This window comes from Mesorhizobium sp. B3-2-1, assembly GCF_006439515.1.
GTDB lineage: Bacteria > Pseudomonadota > Alphaproteobacteria > Rhizobiales > Rhizobiaceae > Mesorhizobium.
The window spans coordinates 39,803-55,843 of the sequence record NZ_VFTI01000001.1 but is presented as its reverse complement, the minus strand read 5'-3'; the positions used below and the strand labels follow the sequence as shown (position 1 = coordinate 55,843).

The following is a 16,041-nucleotide window of genomic DNA, read 5'->3' as shown; positions in this document are numbered from 1 at the left end:
GCCGATATGACGGCTGCGCGGCCAGTGCGGTGTCGCGCGCGTCCTCGCGGGTTGCGACGACGGTCTCATCTGGCGCCGGGCACCCATTCGGTCTCGATCAGCGGGATTTGCGGGGCCGCACCGCGCGGCAGGGTTCCCTTGATCCGCGGATCGTCGGTGATTTCGAACCCGGCGGCGAAGGGTTCAAACCCGCAAGCTCTGTAGAAACCGATGACGCTGTGATGATCGAAGCTGCTGGTGTGCAGCCAGATGCGGCTGGGCTCCAGGCGCCATGCCTGATCGAGTGCGCCAGCCATCAGCCGCTTGCCGAAGCCTCGGCCGGTCAAGGAAGGGAACAGGCCGAAATAGGTGATCTCGATCTCGTTGCTGTCGGTTACTGAGAATTCGACCATGCCGACACGGCCGCCGCTTTCATCGTGGCCGTAATAGAGATGCTGGCGTGGGTCGGCGAAATGCGCCGCGATGTCGCCGTCCGACATTTCGGCGGCGCGGTCCCAGAGCCAGGGTGCGCCGATCTCCAGGAAGACCGCGCGGTAGACGGCGGAGTCGGGCTCGGTGACGCGCGTCATTGCCAGGGGTTGGCCGAGACCCTGCACCGGCGCGCGCGCCTCCATCCACGTCACCGCATTGACGATCTTGCCGGCCGGCACACGCCGGTAGCCGGACGCGAGGTCGGTGATTTCATCCGGCAATGCGCCCTCGGTGACTTGCATCTGTCCTCGAATCTTCCGCCGCGCAGCCTTGCCGACATGTCAAGAAGCTGATGCCAACTCTGCGACCGCCTGCCAAGAGGCTCCAGGGGGTGGGCCATCATTTTGACCCGCCTGTCTTGTTGCCTTTTCGGGAAATGGCATATGAGATATGATACATCATTCATCGGAAAGCGGAATATCATGCCTGAGCGGATTGCGGATGAGGCCATTTTGCGGGCAGTCGACGAAGGCTTCGACCGCCAGCTCGCCTTCCTGGCCGATCTCGTGCGCTTTCCCTCACAACGCGGCGAGGAACATGCCGCGCAATCCTTCATGGCGGCTGCTTATGAAGCCAATGGCTATGCGGTCGATATGTGGGGTGTCGATGTCGATGCTATCCGCGACCTGCCCGGATTTTCACCCGTCGCGGTTTCGTATGGCGATGCCTTCAACGTCGTCGCCACCCACACGCCGAGAAATGCCACCGGTCGGTCGCTGATCCTTAACGGCCATATCGACGTGGTGCCGACGGGACCGCTCGACCGCTGGGTGCGAAACCCCTACGATCCGGCGATCGAGGACGGCTGGATGCATGGCCGAGGCGCCGGCGACATGAAGGCCGGCCTGTCGGCCTGCCTCTATGCGCTGGCCGCATTGCGCGGCCTCGGCTATCAGCCAGCGGCGAAAGTGTTCCTGCAGTCGGTCGTAGAGGAGGAGTGCACCGGCAACGGCGCGCTCGCTTGCCTGCAGCGTGGCTACCGCGCCGATACCGCCTTCATTCCCGAGCCGCTGGAGCCAAGGCTGATGCGGGCACAGGTCGGGCCGATCTGGTTCAGGGTGGAGGTCGACGGCGATCCGCAGCACGCGTCGGGCGCCTTTTCCGCCGGCGCCAATGCCATCGAGAAGGCCTTCCTCATCATCCAGGCGCTGAAGCAGCTCGAAACCGTCTGGAACGCGCGCAAGGTCGATGATCCGCATTTCTGCGATCATCCGCACCCGATCCGCTTCAACCTCGGCAAGATCGAAGGCGGCGAATGGACATCGAGCGTACCGGCGCGCTGTGTCTTCGAGATGCGGGTCGCGACCTATCCCGGCCGGAAGCTGGAGGATGCCAGGGCCGAACTCGAGGCCTGCATCGCCGATGCGGCGCGCGCCGATCCGTTTCTCGCCAATCGCCCGCCCAGAATGACCTATAACGGCTTCATGGCCGAGGGCTACGTGCTGGAAGGCGCCGACGAGATGGAAGCCGTATTGCGGCGCAGCCATGTCGCCGTGTGGGGCGAGCCACTGACCGAGCATGTCACCTCGGCCACCACCGATGCCCGCTTCTTCGGCCTTTATGCCGACACGCCGGCGATCGTCTACGGCCCGATCTGCCGCATGCCGCATGGCTATGACGAGGCCGTCGATCTCGACTCCGTGCGCAAGGTCACCCAGACCATCGCGCTCTTCATCGCCGACTGGTGCGGTCTCGAACCCATCGATCCCGAGGTCGGGCCATGAACGCGGCCGTGTCGGATGCCTTCGGCGACACGCTTGCCGAGGATGCGCCTGACGTTTCGATCGCCGAGGCGCTTGCCCTGTTGCGCCTGCACTACGGGCTCACCGGCAGCGCGCGCGCGCTGCCGGGCGAACGCGATCACAACTTCCATATCAAGACAGGAGGCGAGGGCGACTTCGTACTGAAGGTCTCGCATCCGGCGGAAGAGGCCGGCTTCACCGATTTCCAGAACAAGGCGCTCGACCATATCCTGACGGTCGATCCGGCTTTGCCTGTTCCCTCGGTGCGCAAGAGCCTCGAAGGCGAAGCGCAGTTTACGGTCAGCGTCGGCGGATCGGCGCCGCGCATCGTCAGGCTGGTTACCTATCTGCCCGGCCAGCTGCTTTCGCGCTCGCCCACGTCGGCGGCGCAGGATCGCAATCTCGGCATCTTCCTCGCCCGGCTTGGCCGGGCACTGCGCGGCTTCTTTCATCCGGCCGCCGGCAGCGACCTGCTTTGGGATATCAGGAAGGTCGCCAAGACACGGCCGATGCTGGCGTATATCGCCGACGCCGGCCATCGCGCCATGGTCGAGCGTGTCATCGATGCTTTCGAGGAACATGCGGCGCCGGTCATCCCCGGGCTGCGCGCCCAGATCGTCCATAACGACATGAATTCCTACAATGTGGTGATGGATGCCTCGCGGCCGGAAGTGGTCGGCGGCATCCTCGATTTCGGCGACATGATCCATTCGCCGCTGATCTGCGATCTCGCTATCGGTGCCGTCTATCGCTGGCCGGCCGAAAGTCATCCGCTGGCGCCTGCGGCACGCTTCGTCGCCGGTTATCAATCGGTGCAGCCGCTCGAGATCGAAGAGCTTGGCATTCTCTTCCACCTCATTCGTGCCCGCCTCGCGCTCATCGCCAACATCGCCAGCTGGCAGGCCGACCGGTTCCCGGCCAAGCGCGACTATGTCCTGCGCCTCATCACCGAGGTCTGGGCCTCGCTCGAACGGCTGGACGGGCTGTCGTCCGCTGAAGCCCGCCGCTATTTCCTCGACCATTCCAAGCCGGAGTAGACGCCCGTGTCCCAGTCCTTTCCAAGTGCCTCCGCCGATGCCGAGCGCGCGCTGCTCGAACGCCGCGCCAGGTTGCTCGGGCCGACCTATCGCGTCTTCTACCGCAATCCGATTCATCTGGTGCGTGGCAGCGGTGTCTGGCTCTACGATGCGCACGGCCGAAAATTCCTCGATGCCTACAACAACGTCGCTTCGGTCGGACACTGCCATCCGCGCGTCGTCGAGGCGCTTTCGGGACAGGCCGCCACGCTCAACACGCACACGCGCTATCTCAGCGAGATCATCCTCGACTACGCGGAAAAGCTTCTCGGCACGCTTCCATCCCATCTCGGCCACGCCATGTTCACCTGCACCGGCAGCGAGGCCAACGACCTCGCCATCCGCATCGCCCAGCACTCCAGCGGCAACACCGGCGTGATCATCACCGATTTCGCCTACCACGGCGCCACCATCGCGACGGCGCAGCTGTCACCGGCGGCGGTCGGGGCCAAGGGCGTGCCTGCGCAGCATCGCACCGTGGCAGTGCCGGACACGTTCCGCGACGGCGGCCGCGCCGCCCATGATTTCGGCAGAAATGTCGCCGCCGCCATCGAGGACATGCGCGCGCAAAACATCCGTCCGGCGGCGCTGCTTCTCGATTCCGCCTTTTCCAGTGACGGCATCTTTTTCCCCGATGCTTCTGTCATGCGCGAGGCGGCCGATCACGTCAGAAAGGCCGGCGGCATCGTCATCGCCGACGAGGTCCAGTCCGGTTTCGGCCGGCTTGGCCAGGGCATGTGGGGCTTCGCCAACTACGGCCTCGAGCCTGACATCGTCACCATGGGCAAGCCGATCGGCGATGGGCATCCAATGGGTGCGGTGATCGTGCGGCCGCAACTGGTGAGCTCGTTCGGCTCGAACACCGGCTACTTCAACACCTTCGGTGGCAACCCGGTCGCGGCCGCCGTCGGCATCGCCGTGCTCGAGGTGATCGAAGGCGAGGGGCTGGTCGAGAATGCATCCAACGTCGGCGCCTATACGGGGGACCTGCTGCGCGCCTTGCAGAGCCGGCACGGCATGGTCGCCGATATCAGGCACAATGGCCTCTATTTCGGCGTCGAGCTGAGGGCGGATGATGAGGCCACCGCCGCTGCCAAGACCTCATCCGTCGTCGAAGCCATGCGCGACGACGGCGTGCTGATTTCGTCCTGCGGTCCGCGCGGCAATGTGCTGAAGATCAGGCCGCCGCTGCCCTTTGCCAGGGACAATGCCGAGCAACTGGCCGAGACGCTCGACCGCGCACTGTCGAAATGGTGAGCCGAGCAGGCGCATGCTGAAGCTCGAGCATCAAACCCTCAATGACCGCGCCTATGGCGCGCTCAAGCAGGAATTGATTTCAGGCGGGTTCAGTCCGGGCCAGACCCTGGTCATCCGCAAGCTCGCCGAAACCTTCGGCATCTCGACCACCCCGATCCGAGAGGCATTGCAAAGGCTGGTCGCCGAGCGGCTTCTGGAAATGCAGAACAACCGCTCGATCATCGTGCCCTTGCTGTCCCAACCCGCTTTCGAGGAACTGACGCGTATCCGCATCGCCGTCGAGGGGCTGGCGGGCGAGATGGCCGCCACGCGGATGAGTGAGCGCGCGCTGGTGGACATACAGGTCGCGCTCACCGGGATGCAGCGGGCCATCGAGGCGCAAGACGCCACGACCTATCTCTCCCTGAACGAGGCCTTCCATTTCGCTATCTATGAGCATGCCGGCGCGCCGATCCTCTTGAACATGATCCGCGATCTCTGGGGTCGGGTTGGACCCTATCTCAAGCTCCTGATGCGGGCTGATCGCTACATTCCGCAGTCCAACGACGCGCACCGAAGGATCGTCGCCGCGCTGGAACAACGCAACGGTCCAGCCGTTCGAGCTTCCCTCGAGCAGGACATCGCGGCGGCGGCCGCTATTCTCTCCGAGAATCTTCGCACGGCGCGCTGATCGCACGGCGGTGGGTCTATGCCGCGTGGTCCATCCGGTCACGCAGAATGCTCCAGCCATGCAGCATGTTGGGTGCGTGCCGCAACAGGGTATGGAATGGGATTGGCGCCGGCGGTGCAAAGGGCAGCGGCAAATCACGCGCTTCGGCTCCAGCGGCCCAGTCGGCCAGCACCTTGCCCATCGCCGTGGTCATGGCGATGCCGCGTCCATTGCAGGCGCGGCCGGCGATCAGGCCCGGGCCGAGGTCCAGGAGGTGCGGCAGGAAATCCGGTTCGACCGCCGCCATCCCCGACCAGATGTAGGCAAGCGGCGGCAAATCAGGCAGGTCGAGGTGGCTGGCAAGCCGCCGCCAGATTGTTTGCGGCACGCGCGTATCGGCGCCGGCGCCAAGAATATGCATGCCGCCGCTGATCAGCCGGTTATCGGCGTCGAAGCGAAAGGTGAAGAGATTGCGCCTGGTATCGCCGACGCCTTGCCCACCGGGAAGTAGACGCGTGCGGATTTCGAGCGGTAGTGGCGCGGTCGCGATCTGGAAAACCTTGAGCGGAAAATAAGTCCGCTGCAGCAAAGGATTGAGCGACCCGCCATAGGCGTTGGTGGCGATCAGCACCCTGGCCGCGCGCACCGAGCCCGATGGCGTTTTCAGCGCCCAGCCATCGGCTATGCGATCGACCGACGTGACACGTGTCCGCTCGAAAATTTGCGCGCCGGCCTTTTCCGCCGCATCGGCCAGTCTGCGTGCGTAGGCGACCGGATTGAGCACGCCGCCGGAGCGATCCATCCAGCCACCGACATAGCCGCGCGCGCCGGTCAACGCTTCGACCTCTCGCCGATCCAGGGTGACGACAGGCCGGCCACGCCGCGCCCACTGTCCCGCGCGTGATTTGACCTTCTCCAGCGCGGCGGGCGAGTGCGCCGGCTGGATCCATCCGCTCTGCACCGCATCGCAGTCGATGCCGTGCCGCCGGATCAGGCCGAAGACGAGGTCGGCACTGCCGGCGGCGAAATCGATCAGCCTTTCGCCGCGTTCGGGGCCGAGATGCGCGAGGATGCTATCGGGGTCCATCTTGGCGAAGTTCGGCACGACGAAACCCGCGTTCCTGCCGGTCGCGCCCCAGGCGATGATTTCGGCTTCGAGAACGGCGACCGAAATGCCTTTTTCCGCGGCGTGCAGCGCGGTCGACAGACCGGAAAATCCACCGCCGACGATGGCCAGATCGACATCGAGCCTGCCTTGCAGCGTCGGCCGGTCCCGGTGATCGCGGCTGGTGGCATGCCAGAGCGAAGTGCCGTTCGCACCTTGGCGGATAGCAGTGTTCATGAACCGGAACTGCCTTTGTCCGTAGCGATCCGCCTGCGCTTGCCAAAGCGCGGCCGCCGCGGCCTGTCGCCGAACAACCCGTTCGGCCTGACCAGAAGGATGACGCAAAGCATGACACCGATCGCGACGATCTGCAGCGAGGCGGCGCGCGCCTGCTGCTCGGGCGCAAACAGCACGCTGGTCAGCGTGCCCGACCCTGCCCAGATCGCCCAGACCAGTATGCTGCCGATGACGGCGCCGAGATTGCTGCCCGAGCCCCCGACGATCAGCATCACCCAGACCTGAAAGGTGAGGATCGGCAGGTAATTGTCCGGAGCGATGAAGCCGGTGAAATGCGCCTGCAGCGCGCCGGCCAGCGCCATGATGGCGCCGCCGACGGCAAACGCCTGGACACGGTAGAAGCGCGCGCTCTTGCCGAGTGAAATCGCCGCCCGCTCGTCCTCACGCAGCGCCTTCAGCACGCGGCCCCACGGGCTTCGCGACAGGTGTTCCAAGGCGAGATAGGCAATCAGCGTCACAGCGCAAACAATGGCAAGGTTCGACAGGTTGAACAGCAGCGGCGTCTCCGCAAGGCCGCCAAAGGGACGCGGGATGAAGCCGATGCCGAATGGTCCGCCGGTCAGTTTCTGTGCGTTGAGCGCGACCAGTTGTACGACGACGGCCACGCCGAAGGTGGTGATCGCCAGATAGTCGGATCTAAGACGCAGCGTCGCCATGCCGGTAAGTGCCGCGGCAATACCGCCAACGACCATGGCGCCCGCCCAGCCGGCGAGGATGGGCAGGCCGAAGCCGCCAAGCCGCGCGGGGTCGTCCGGTGTCGTCAGCAGTGCCGAGGTGTAGGCGCCGATGGCAACAAAACCGGCGAGGCCGACATTGAACAGGCCGGTCAGGCCCCATTGCAGGTTGAGCCCGAGCGTGACCAGCGAGAAAATGAGCGCCGTGGTCAGGAAGAACGCGCCGTAGCCGATGAGATCGATCATCTTTCCCGAACTCCGAAAAGGCCGATCGGCCGCACGAACAGTACCGCCATGAGGATGATGAAGGAGACGGCGGCACGCCACTCGGCGCCAATCAGCTGCACCGCGCCGGCTTCGGCGAGACCGATGATCAGGCCGCCGAGCACCGCCCCCGGGATGCTGCCGATGCCGCCCAAAATGGCGGCGGCGAACATGGGCAGCAGCATGTCGAAGCCCATGAACGGGCGGATCTGCACCAGGATGCCGATCATCACGCCAGCCACGCAGGCGAGCGCGCCGCCGATGATCCAGGTCACCCGTACCACGCTGGCGACGTCGATGCCGACGATGCGGGCCAGTGCCGCGTTCTGGCTCAAGGCCTGCATCGAGCGGCCGACTTGAGTGCGTGTCATCAACAGATGCACGCCGAGCACGAGTATAGCGGTCAGCAGCAACAGGGCGATCTGGTCGGGCGTGATGCGGATACCGAAGCCGACCGGCATGGCGATCTGGATCGCCCGGCTGAAATAGGTAGGCCGTGAGGTGAAGGTGAATTCGAGCAGGCTGCGTAGCGCCATCGACGCGCCGAAACTCGCCATCACCACGATGATCGCCTGGCCTTGCGAGCGCAGCCGTGAAAACAGCACCTTGTCGAGCAGCAGCGCCAGCAAGGCGGTAAATGCCATGCCGACGATCAATGCAACGAGGAGCGGCCAGCCGAACGACAGCGGCGCGATCGGCGCGACCTTGCCGAATGTTGCGCCGATGGCGCTGACCATGGTCAGCGTCGCATAGGTGCCCCAGGCCATGAAGTCGCCATGCGCGAAGTTCGAGAAGCGCAGGATCGAATAGGTGAGCGTCACGCCGATGGCGCCGAGGCCGATCATCGAGCCCGTCAGCAATCCGTCGACGATAAATTGCAGGCTCATGCCGCGCCTCCCTGCTGAGGGCGCCGGCCGAGATAGAGTTCGGCCACGACCGGGTCGTTCCACAGTTCGGAGGCAATGCCCTCGTGCCGGTCCCTGCCCTCGACCAGCACATAAGCGCGGTCGCCGATGGCAAGTGCAGCCTTGGCGTTTTGCTCGACCAAAAGGATGGTGACTCCGGACTTGCGGATGCCGCCCAGCATCTCGAAAACCATCGCGACGAATTTCGGCGACAGGCCGGCCGACGGTTCGTCCAACACCAGCACCTTGGGATGGATGATCAGCGCCCGAGCGACCGCGAGCATCTGCCGCTGGCCGCCCGACAGATTGCCGGCGGCGGTGCGGCGCTGGCGGACGAGATCGGGAAAGGCGGCATACATCTCCTCGATGCGGCCGGGGATTTCGCGACGGTCGAGGATGCCGCAGGCAACCCTCAGATTGTCCTCGACCGACATCAGCGGAAAGATGTTCTCGGTCTGCGGCACGAAGGCGAGGCCAAGCCGCACCATGGTGTGCGCCGGTGCGGCGGTGATGTCCTTGCCGTCCAGCAATACCGTGCCGCCGGTGATCGGGATCAGGCCGGCGATCGCCTTGATGAAGCTCGACTTGCCGGCGCCATTGGGGCCGAGGACGACGACGATCTCACCCTTTTCTACGGTGATCGAGGCGCCGCGCACGATCGGTACGCCAGGTTCATAACCCGCTTCGAGATTGCGGATATCGAGGACGGTCTGGCTCACGCGGTGCCTCCGAGATAGGCCTCGATGACGCGCGGGTCCCGGGCGACTTCTTCCGCCGTGCCTTCGCTGAGCAACTGGCCACTCGCCATGACGAGGACGCGATGGCAGAGCCGCGTCACCATGTCGATATTGTGCTCGATCAGCAGGAAGGTGATGCCGTGCGCGTTGATGTCGCGGATGCGGTCGATGATGACTTCGAGCAGCGTCGCGTTGACGCCGGCCGCGGGTTCGTCGAGCAGGATGATCGCCGGGTCCGCCATCATGACGCGGGCAAGTTCGAGCAGCTTGCGCTGGCCGCCGGAAAGCACGCGCGCCGGCTCATGGGCGAGATGGCTGAGGGTGACGAGTTCCAGCAGTTCGAGTGCCTTTGTCCTGGCGGCTTTTTCCTGTGCCGCCACCCGCCACGGCGTGACGAAGTTGGCGAGCAGCCTTTCGCCGGCCTGGCCCTGTGCCGCCAGCATGATGTTTTCGATCAGCGTCAGATTGGGCAGCGGGCGCGGGATCTGGAAGGTGCGGCCGAGACCTCGACCGATACGCAGATGAGCGGCTTCGCCGGAGACTCGCACGCCGTTGAGAAGGATATCGCCACTGGTGGGCAGGATGCTGCCGGCGAGCAGGTCGAACATCGTCGTCTTGCCGGCGCCGTTCGGCCCGATCAGGCCAAGGATTTCGCCCGCTTTGACATCGAACGAGACATCGTTGACGGCGACAAGGCCGCCGAACCGCCTGACGACGTTGCGTGCCGTCAGAACCGGCGCACGGGTCTCCTTCCCCTGCCTTTCCGCTGCCTCGCTCATCAATCCCTCTGGTCGAAGACGATCATCGCCGCCTCCTGATTTTTGATTTGTGATCACACTTGCTTTGATCACGCTATTCGGCTTTAATTTCCTCCGCAAGCCGAAAACCCGCCGAGAACGGAATTCCATGCAAAAGGCTGCCATCGAAAAGAACAACGAGGCGATCGCGGCCCAGCTCGCGCCGGTCGGCCGTGAGACGGTGCAGGATCGCGTCTATTCCGAGCTGCGTCGCGCGCTGATCGGCGGTCTGTTCGAGCCGAGCCAGGTGCTGACCATCCGCGGTCTGGCCGACGCGCTGGTCACCTCGACCATGCCGGTGCGCGAGGCGCTTGGCCGGCTGATCACGGAAAAGGCGTTGGAGGCGCTGCCTAACCGTTCGGTGCGGGTGCCGCCAATCACGCTGGAACGCCTCGACGATCTCTTGCGGGCCCGCATCCTGATCGAGGGCGAGGCGATCGCGCTGGCCGCCGCCCGCATGGGGTCGCGCCAGATAGCCACCATCGAAACCATTCTCGGTGAATGGGACGAGATGCGGGCGCTGAAACACAAGAAGGATGTCGATCGCGAAGTGACGCTCAACCAGAGCTTTCACTTCGAGATCTATCGCTCCTGCGGCTCGGCCGTGCTGATCCCGATGATCGAGAGCCTGTGGCTGCAATCAGGTCCTTGCATCCGCGTCGCCATCTACGCCTTCTCGGAAGCCGGCGAGGTCGACACCGCCCAGTATCACCGGCGCATCGTCGAGGCGCTGGCCACGCAGGACGCGCGGGCGGCACGTGAAGCGCTTGCCGCCGACATCAGCCGGCCCTTCACCTTCCTGCGCAGCAAGCTGCAATCCGCCGCCGCGAGAGACCAGACATGACCTCCATCAAGATCAGCGAGTCGCGCTCGAAACTTTCCGTCACGGCGCTGTTGCTGCCAGGGAAGGCACCGGAAAACGGCGCCTTTCTCACAGCCTATCTCGCCATGCCACGTGTCGTCCCCGCCATTCACGCCATGTGGACGGGACCTGAGATCTCCTGTCCTGTTCCTGCCTCCGATCTCGAGGGGCAGGCCTATGCCCAACCGCTGCCGGCGGAGAATGCGACACTGACGCCGCAGCCGGGCGACATCGTGTTGTCCTACGTGCCGCCGCGCATGTGGGGCGGCAATCCCAATGCCATCTTCGACATCGGCCTGTTCTACGGACAGGGCGCGCGGCTTCTGTTCCCGATCGGCTGGCTGGCCGGAAGCGTGGTGGCGCAGGTGAAGCCCGAGGAGCGCGATCAATTCGCGGCTGCCTGCTGCATCATCCGCCGCAACGGCGCCTGCGACATCACCTTCAGCCTGGTGGGGGCCTGAAATGGCTGACGACAGTTTCGAGCTCTTCGATCTCCGCGTCGAGGCGGTCATTCCCGAAGGCAAACCGATCTATTGCGGCGCCAAGGCCGGCGACTATTTCGAACTCAAGGGCGAGATGCTGTCGATGCCGGCGGGGCAGGGTTTTTCGATCTATTCGCTTGCAGCCGTGTTGCCGCTGCTGGCGGCAAAGCAGCGCCCGACCCACCCGAATGACTGGATGACCTCGGACGCCGAGATCGCCTGTCCCGATCCCAACTGCGCCAGCCGGCTGAGGATCGTCAGGACCGGCAAGCGGCGGTTCAGCCATGCCGAAACCACGGCCGTGCACCGAAGGAGAATGACCTGACATGACCGCCAAGGCCTTCGAGCTCAGTCCTGGCTACACCATCTCGCGCGTCATACGCGGTGGCTGGCAACTCGCCGGCGGCCATGGCGCCATCGATCGCAGCCAGGCGGTGACCGATCTGATTGCCACCTTCGATGCCGGCATCTGGACCTATGACTGCGCCGATATCTACACCGGCGTCGAGGAGCTGATCGGCGCCGCGCGCCTGCGGCTCGCCAACGAGCGCGGCCTCGATGCAGCGGCCAAAATGAAGGTGCATACCAAACTGGTACCCGACCTTGAACGGCTCGCCACGATCAGCCGCGATTACATCAGGGGCATCGTCGACCAGTCGCTGCGCAGGCTGAAGACCGAGCGGCTCGACCTCGTGCAGTTCCACTGGTGGGACTATGCGCAGCCGCGCTATGTCGAGGCGATGGGTTGGCTCGACGAGCTTCGGCTCGAGGGCAAGCTGCGCAATCTCGGCACCACCAATTTCGACACGCCCCGGCTAGCCGAAATCCTGGCAGCCGGTGTCCCGCTGGTCAGCCAGCAGCTGCAATATTCGGTGCTCGACCAGCGCCCGGCGCACAGCCTCGCCGCACTTGCAGAGGAGAACGGCGTCAGCTTCCTCTGCTATGGTTCGGTGGCCGGCGGCTTCCTCAGCGACAAATGGCTCGGCGTGGCCGAACCCGCCATGCCGCTCGAAAACCGCTCGCTGGTCAAATACAAGCTGATCATCGACGATTTCGGCGGCTGGGACCCGTTCCAGCAACTGCTTCGCGCATTGAAGGCGGTCGGCGATCGCCACGGCGTCGACATCGCCACCATCGCCAGCGCCTGGGTGCTGGAGCAGCCGCAAGTGGCGGCGGTCATCGTCGGTGCCCGCAACCAGGCGCATGCGGTGGCCAACGCCAAAATTATGGACGTCGAACTCGATGCCGAAGACCGCGCAATCATCGCTGCCGTGATCGGGCAAAGCCAGGGGCCGCAGGGCGACGTCTACGCGCTGGAGCGCGACCGCGATGGCCGCCACGGCTCGATCATGCATTACAACCTCAATGCAGGCCGGACATGAGTGCCACCAGCGCGACGCTGTTTTCGCAGGCCAGCGCCGAAGTCGTCGACCTGCATCGCTTTTTCGTCGACTGGTTCGTCGCCGCGCGGGCCGACAAAGTGGATTTCGGCCGCCTCGAAGCCGTCATGGGCGAGGGCTTGACCATGATCACACCAGGCGGCCAGACCCTCGATCGCGATGCCGTGATCGACCATGTCCGCTCCAGCCGGGCCACCTGCGACGACGGCTTTGCTATCTCGATCGAGGACATCAAGCCCGGATGGCAGGATGGCAATACGATCGTCGTCCTCTATGTCGAGGCGCAGCTGCGCGCGGGCAAGCACAGCCGTCGCCAGTCGAGCGCGGTTTTCACCACCAGTTCATCGGCGCCCAACGGCGTCCAATGGCGGCATCTGCATGAAACCTGGCTGCAGGTGCCGGAACACTGAGACTTTCCAGACGTCAAATCAGTTCGTGTAACTCAAGGGGAACAACAATGAGAAAGACGATACTCCAACTCACCACCGCTCTTGCTCTCGTCACGATAGCCAGTGCTGCCCAGGCCGCCGATTGCAAGATCACCGTCGGCCTCGTCATGGAACTGACCGGCCCGGCCGGCGAATACGGCCAAGCCGGCGCCAAGTCGGTCGAGATGGCGTTCCGCGACATCAACGAAGCCGGCGGAGTGCGCGGCTGCGATCTCGTCACCGACACGCGCGACAGCCAGAGCCAGGGCAACATCGCGGTCGACGCCGCCACCCAGCTGGTTCAGGTCAAGAAAGTGCCTGTCATCATCGGTGGCATCATTTCCTCGGTGTCGATTCCGATCCTGACCTCTGTCACCGCGCCGGCCAAGATCGTCCAGGTCTCGCCGGCATCGTCTTCGCCGACGCTGACGACACTCGGCCGCGACGGCAAGACCAACGGCATCTTCTTCCGCACCATCACCTCGGACGCGCTGCAGGGCGTGGCCGCTGCCAAATACGCCGTCGACAAGGGCTTCAAGAAGCTGGCGATCATCCACGTCAACAACGACTTCGGCGTCAACATGGTGGCCGAATTCTCGCGTGCCTACAAAGCGCTCGGCGGTACCATCGTCTCCGACACGCCCTACAACGAGAAGCAATCGAGCTATGCCTCGGAAGTCACCGCGGCGATGGCCGGCGAGCCGGATGGGCTTTACCTAGTCAGCACGCCCGTCGACGGCGCGACCATCGCCCGCACCTGGATTTCGCAGGGCGGCGTGCAGAAATTCCTGCTCAATGACGGCATGAACAGCCCTGATTTCATCGAGTCGGTCGGTGCCGACTATCTGAAGGACGCCTATGGCACGTCGTCCGGCACCAGCCCGACCGCATCGACGGAGTATTTCACCAAGAACTACAAGGCGTTCTCCGGCATCGAACCGTCGAACCCGGCGGCCGACCGCTCCTATGATGCCGGCGCCATTGTCGGGCTCGCCATCGCGATTGCCGGCTCCGAGGATCCGGCCAAGATCAAGGACGCCATGTACAAGGCGGTCGACCCGGCCGGCACGCCGATCTATGCCGGCAAGGAAGAATTCGCCAAGGCGCTCGGCCTGATCAAGGATGGCAAGCCGATCCGCTATGAAGGCGTCATCGGTCCGGTCGCCTTCGACAAGTTTGGCGACATTACCGGCCCGTTCCGGCTGTGGAAGATCGTCGACGGCAAGGTGATCACCGATGGTGAAATGACCACCGACGACGTCAACGCGCTGCAGGCCAAGCTTCAGTAAACTGCGCGGCCCTTCCGGCATCAATCTCGGCTCTCGCGATTGATGCCGGCATCGCCTGGGCAGCCGATATCGCTTGCACTGAATGCGATCACGAATAGGATCGGCCGGCTGCAATTCAGGGATGGCGAGCGTGTTGGACAAGAATACTCATCGGGCCATCCGGTTGTTGGATGCTGACGATGCGCCTTGTCACGCAGGCGCCTGAGCCGGATGTCGCCTGAAACGACGCGACTTCTGTCCGCTCTTGGCGACAGGCTGGGCGTGGGCGGCGTGCTCGCCGGCTCCGACGTCGACCAGCGCTACCGCGATGATCCCGACGGCAAGTTCGGCACGCTTCCCGAAGCCGTGCTGCGCCCGCGCGACACCGATGGTGTCGCGGCAGCACTCGCCGCATGCGACGCTCTTCGCCAGCCGGTTGTCATCCAGGGCGGACGCACCGGACTGGCCGGTGGCGCGCGCGTCCAGCCGGGCGAGATCGTGCTGTCGCTGGAGCGCATGACCGGCCTTGGCGCGCCGGACCGGCAGGCCGCCACCATCGTCGCCGAAGCCGGCGCCACGCTGCAGGCGGTACAGGAGGCCGCCGACGGCGCCGGGCTGATGTTCGGCGTCGACATCGGCGCGCGGGGTTCCGCCACGGTGGGCGGCAACATCGCCACCAATGCCGGTGGCATCCGCGTGCTGCGCTACGGCATGTACCGGGCGCAGGTGCTGGGCTTGGAGGCCGTGATCGCCGATGGCAGCGTGCTGACGTCGCTCAAGGGCCTGCCAAAGGACAATTCCGGCTACGACCTCGGCCAGCTCTTCATCGGCGCGGAAGGGACGCTCGGCGTCGTCACCCGCGCCGCGCTCCGGCTGCATCCGAAGCCTGCGTCCGAAGTGAACGCCTTCTGCGCGCTGCCTTCGCTCGATGCGGCGATAGCCCTGCTGGGGCTGCTGCGGCACAAGCTCGGCCCGTTGTTATCGGCCCATGAGGTCAACTTCGCGCCGCTCTATGACGTCATGGTCGCCAGCATGGCCATGCCGGCGCCGTTGCCGGTTGGATCACCCGTCTATGTGCTGGCCGAAATCCAGGGCAGCGAGCCCGACCGCGACGGTGAGCGCTTCGCCGAGGTTCTGATGCAGGCGGTCGAGGACGGCGTCGTCGACGATGTGGTCGTCTCGCAATCGCCGCGCGAATTCCGCGCGCTCTGGGATGTGCGCGAAGACGCCAACCGCGTCCTGTTTTCGATGAAAGGTCTGATCAGCGTCGACATCAGCATCCCGTTGGCTCGTATGGCAACTTTCTTGCAAGAAGCGGACGCCGCCATTCATGCCGTCGATCCCGGGGCCGGCATCTATGTCTTCGGCCATCTCGGCGACGGCAACCTGCACTATCAGGTTCTGACCGAGGATCCGGCGGCGGCCTACGGCATCATCTATCGCGGTGTGGCGGCCGCCGGAGGCGGCGTGTCGGCCGAGCACGGCATCGGCCTCGACAAGAAGCACTGGCTGCATCTGGTGCGCAGCGACGCCGAAATCGCCACGATGCGGCGGCTGAAGGCCGCGCTCGATCCGAACAACATCCTCAACCCAGGTCGCGTCTTCGACCTCAGCCCATTGGCTTAAA

17 protein-coding genes are annotated in these 16,041 nt (G+C 64.7%); 11 read left to right on the top strand and 6 right to left on the bottom strand.

The genetic code is table 11. The features are described 5' to 3' along the window. Positions 1-65 precede the first annotated feature (65 nt). The gene (locus FJW08_RS00285) at positions 66-713 is read right to left on the bottom strand and encodes a GNAT family N-acetyltransferase (protein WP_140807967.1); all 648 of its coding nucleotides are present in this window, start codon (positions 711-713) and stop codon (positions 66-68) included. 180 nt (positions 714-893) lie between these two features. Between FJW08_RS00285 and FJW08_RS00280 the strand changes: the two genes are divergently transcribed. From FJW08_RS00280 to FJW08_RS00265, 4 genes are read left to right on the top strand one after another with little or no spacing between them, the layout of a single operon-like run. Further along, positions 894-2,195 (top strand): ArgE/DapE family deacylase, encoded by a 1,302-nt coding sequence (locus FJW08_RS00280; protein WP_181182795.1) that lies wholly within the window; start codon positions 894-896, stop codon positions 2,193-2,195. Further along, the gene (locus tag FJW08_RS00275) at positions 2,192-3,250 is read left to right on the top strand and encodes a phosphotransferase (RefSeq protein ID WP_140807965.1); all 1,059 of its coding nucleotides are present in this window, start codon (positions 2,192-2,194) and stop codon (positions 3,248-3,250) included. Before FJW08_RS00280 ends, FJW08_RS00275 begins: the two co-directional genes overlap by 4 nt. Positions 3,251-3,256: 6 nt before the next feature. Beyond that, a complete protein-coding gene (locus tag FJW08_RS00270; RefSeq protein WP_140807963.1) occupies positions 3,257-4,546 on the top strand; it encodes an aspartate aminotransferase family protein in 1,290 nt (429 codons plus the stop codon). A gap of 13 nt (positions 4,547-4,559) precedes the next feature. After that, the gene (locus FJW08_RS00265) at positions 4,560-5,216 is read left to right on the top strand and encodes a GntR family transcriptional regulator (RefSeq protein ID WP_140807961.1); all 657 of its coding nucleotides are present in this window, start codon (positions 4,560-4,562) and stop codon (positions 5,214-5,216) included. A gap of 16 nt (positions 5,217-5,232) precedes the next feature. Here FJW08_RS00265 and FJW08_RS00260 read toward each other — a convergent pair whose 3' ends face one another. From FJW08_RS00260 to FJW08_RS00240, 5 genes are read right to left on the bottom strand one after another with little or no spacing between them, the layout of a single operon-like run. Then, complete coding sequence (locus FJW08_RS00260; RefSeq protein ID WP_140807959.1) at positions 5,233-6,537, bottom strand: FAD-dependent oxidoreductase; 1,305 nt, start codon at positions 6,535-6,537, stop codon at positions 5,233-5,235. After that, positions 6,534-7,517, bottom strand: coding sequence for a branched-chain amino acid ABC transporter permease (locus FJW08_RS00255; protein WP_181182794.1), 984 nt, complete (start codon positions 7,515-7,517; stop codon positions 6,534-6,536). The genes FJW08_RS00260 and FJW08_RS00255 overlap by 4 nt, the downstream gene beginning before the upstream one ends. Then, a complete protein-coding gene (locus FJW08_RS00250) occupies positions 7,514-8,422 on the bottom strand; it encodes a branched-chain amino acid ABC transporter permease (RefSeq protein WP_140807957.1) in 909 nt (302 codons plus the stop codon). The genes FJW08_RS00255 and FJW08_RS00250 overlap by 4 nt, the downstream gene beginning before the upstream one ends. Further along, positions 8,419-9,159, bottom strand: a complete 741-nt coding sequence (locus FJW08_RS00245; RefSeq protein WP_140757753.1) for an ABC transporter ATP-binding protein — start codon at positions 9,157-9,159, stop codon at positions 8,419-8,421. Before FJW08_RS00245 ends, FJW08_RS00250 begins: the two co-directional genes overlap by 4 nt. Further along, positions 9,156-9,956, bottom strand: a complete 801-nt coding sequence (locus tag FJW08_RS00240) for an ABC transporter ATP-binding protein (RefSeq protein ID WP_140757752.1) — start codon at positions 9,954-9,956, stop codon at positions 9,156-9,158. Before FJW08_RS00240 ends, FJW08_RS00245 begins: the two co-directional genes overlap by 4 nt. Before the next feature lie 127 nt (positions 9,957-10,083). On the opposite strand from FJW08_RS00240, the gene FJW08_RS00235 reads away from it, so the two are divergent. The 7 genes from FJW08_RS00235 (at position 10,084) to FJW08_RS00205 (ending at position 16,040) form a co-directional block, all read left to right on the top strand. After that, positions 10,084-10,818, top strand: a complete 735-nt coding sequence (locus FJW08_RS00235) for a GntR family transcriptional regulator (RefSeq protein WP_140807955.1) — start codon at positions 10,084-10,086, stop codon at positions 10,816-10,818. Further along, the gene (locus tag FJW08_RS00230; RefSeq protein ID WP_140757750.1) at positions 10,815-11,297 is read left to right on the top strand and encodes a DUF3830 family protein; all 483 of its coding nucleotides are present in this window, start codon (positions 10,815-10,817) and stop codon (positions 11,295-11,297) included. The genes FJW08_RS00235 and FJW08_RS00230 overlap by 4 nt, the downstream gene beginning before the upstream one ends. 1 nt (position 11,298) lies before the next feature. After that, positions 11,299-11,643, top strand: a complete 345-nt coding sequence (locus FJW08_RS00225; RefSeq protein WP_140807953.1) for a TIGR04076 family protein — start codon at positions 11,299-11,301, stop codon at positions 11,641-11,643. A 1-nt stretch (position 11,644) separates the two neighbouring features. Beyond that, positions 11,645-12,700 (top strand): aldo/keto reductase, encoded by a 1,056-nt coding sequence (locus tag FJW08_RS00220; protein WP_140757748.1) that lies wholly within the window; start codon positions 11,645-11,647, stop codon positions 12,698-12,700. Then, positions 12,697-13,128 carry a DUF4440 domain-containing protein gene (locus FJW08_RS00215; RefSeq protein ID WP_140757747.1) on the top strand — a complete coding sequence of 144 codons (432 nt, stop codon included), beginning with the start codon at positions 12,697-12,699 and terminating at the stop codon, positions 13,126-13,128. The genes FJW08_RS00220 and FJW08_RS00215 overlap by 4 nt, the downstream gene beginning before the upstream one ends. 47 nt (positions 13,129-13,175) lie before the next feature. Continuing rightward, positions 13,176-14,435 carry an ABC transporter substrate-binding protein gene (locus tag FJW08_RS00210; RefSeq protein ID WP_140807951.1) on the top strand — a complete coding sequence of 420 codons (1,260 nt, stop codon included), beginning with the start codon at positions 13,176-13,178 and terminating at the stop codon, positions 14,433-14,435. Between the two features lie 210 nt (positions 14,436-14,645). Continuing rightward, positions 14,646-16,040, top strand: coding sequence for an FAD-binding oxidoreductase (locus FJW08_RS00205; protein WP_140807949.1), 1,395 nt, complete (start codon positions 14,646-14,648; stop codon positions 16,038-16,040). Position 16,041 lies beyond the last annotated feature (1 nt).

Excerpts from the sequence above, each read along its gene's own strand:
- FJW08_RS00285 (WP_140807967.1), bottom strand. The coding sequence starts at position 713 with ATGCAAGTCACCGAGGGCGCATTGCCGGATGAAATCACCGACCTCGCG.
- FJW08_RS00280 (WP_181182795.1), top strand. The coding sequence starts at position 894 with ATGCCTGAGCGGATTGCGGATGAGGCCATTTTGCGGGCAGTCGACGAA.
- FJW08_RS00275 (WP_140807965.1), top strand. The coding sequence starts at position 2,192 with ATGAACGCGGCCGTGTCGGATGCCTTCGGCGACACGCTTGCCGAGGAT.
- FJW08_RS00265 (WP_140807961.1), top strand. The coding sequence starts at position 4,560 with ATGCTGAAGCTCGAGCATCAAACCCTCAATGACCGCGCCTATGGCGCG.
- FJW08_RS00260 (WP_140807959.1), bottom strand. The coding sequence starts at position 6,537 with ATGAACACTGCTATCCGCCAAGGTGCGAACGGCACTTCGCTCTGGCAT.
- FJW08_RS00255 (WP_181182794.1), bottom strand. The coding sequence starts at position 7,517 with ATGATCGATCTCATCGGCTACGGCGCGTTCTTCCTGACCACGGCGCTC.
- FJW08_RS00250 (WP_140807957.1), bottom strand. The coding sequence starts at position 8,422 with ATGAGCCTGCAATTTATCGTCGACGGATTGCTGACGGGCTCGATGATC.
- FJW08_RS00240 (WP_140757752.1), bottom strand. The coding sequence starts at position 9,956 with ATGAGCGAGGCAGCGGAAAGGCAGGGGAAGGAGACCCGTGCGCCGGTT.
- FJW08_RS00235 (WP_140807955.1), top strand. The coding sequence starts at position 10,084 with ATGCAAAAGGCTGCCATCGAAAAGAACAACGAGGCGATCGCGGCCCAG.
- FJW08_RS00230 (WP_140757750.1), top strand. The coding sequence starts at position 10,815 with ATGACCTCCATCAAGATCAGCGAGTCGCGCTCGAAACTTTCCGTCACG.
- FJW08_RS00225 (WP_140807953.1), top strand. The coding sequence starts at position 11,299 with ATGGCTGACGACAGTTTCGAGCTCTTCGATCTCCGCGTCGAGGCGGTC.
- FJW08_RS00220 (WP_140757748.1), top strand. The coding sequence starts at position 11,645 with ATGACCGCCAAGGCCTTCGAGCTCAGTCCTGGCTACACCATCTCGCGC.
- FJW08_RS00215 (WP_140757747.1), top strand. The coding sequence starts at position 12,697 with ATGAGTGCCACCAGCGCGACGCTGTTTTCGCAGGCCAGCGCCGAAGTC.
- FJW08_RS00210 (WP_140807951.1), top strand. The coding sequence starts at position 13,176 with ATGAGAAAGACGATACTCCAACTCACCACCGCTCTTGCTCTCGTCACG.
- FJW08_RS00205 (WP_140807949.1), top strand. The coding sequence starts at position 14,646 with ATGTCGCCTGAAACGACGCGACTTCTGTCCGCTCTTGGCGACAGGCTG.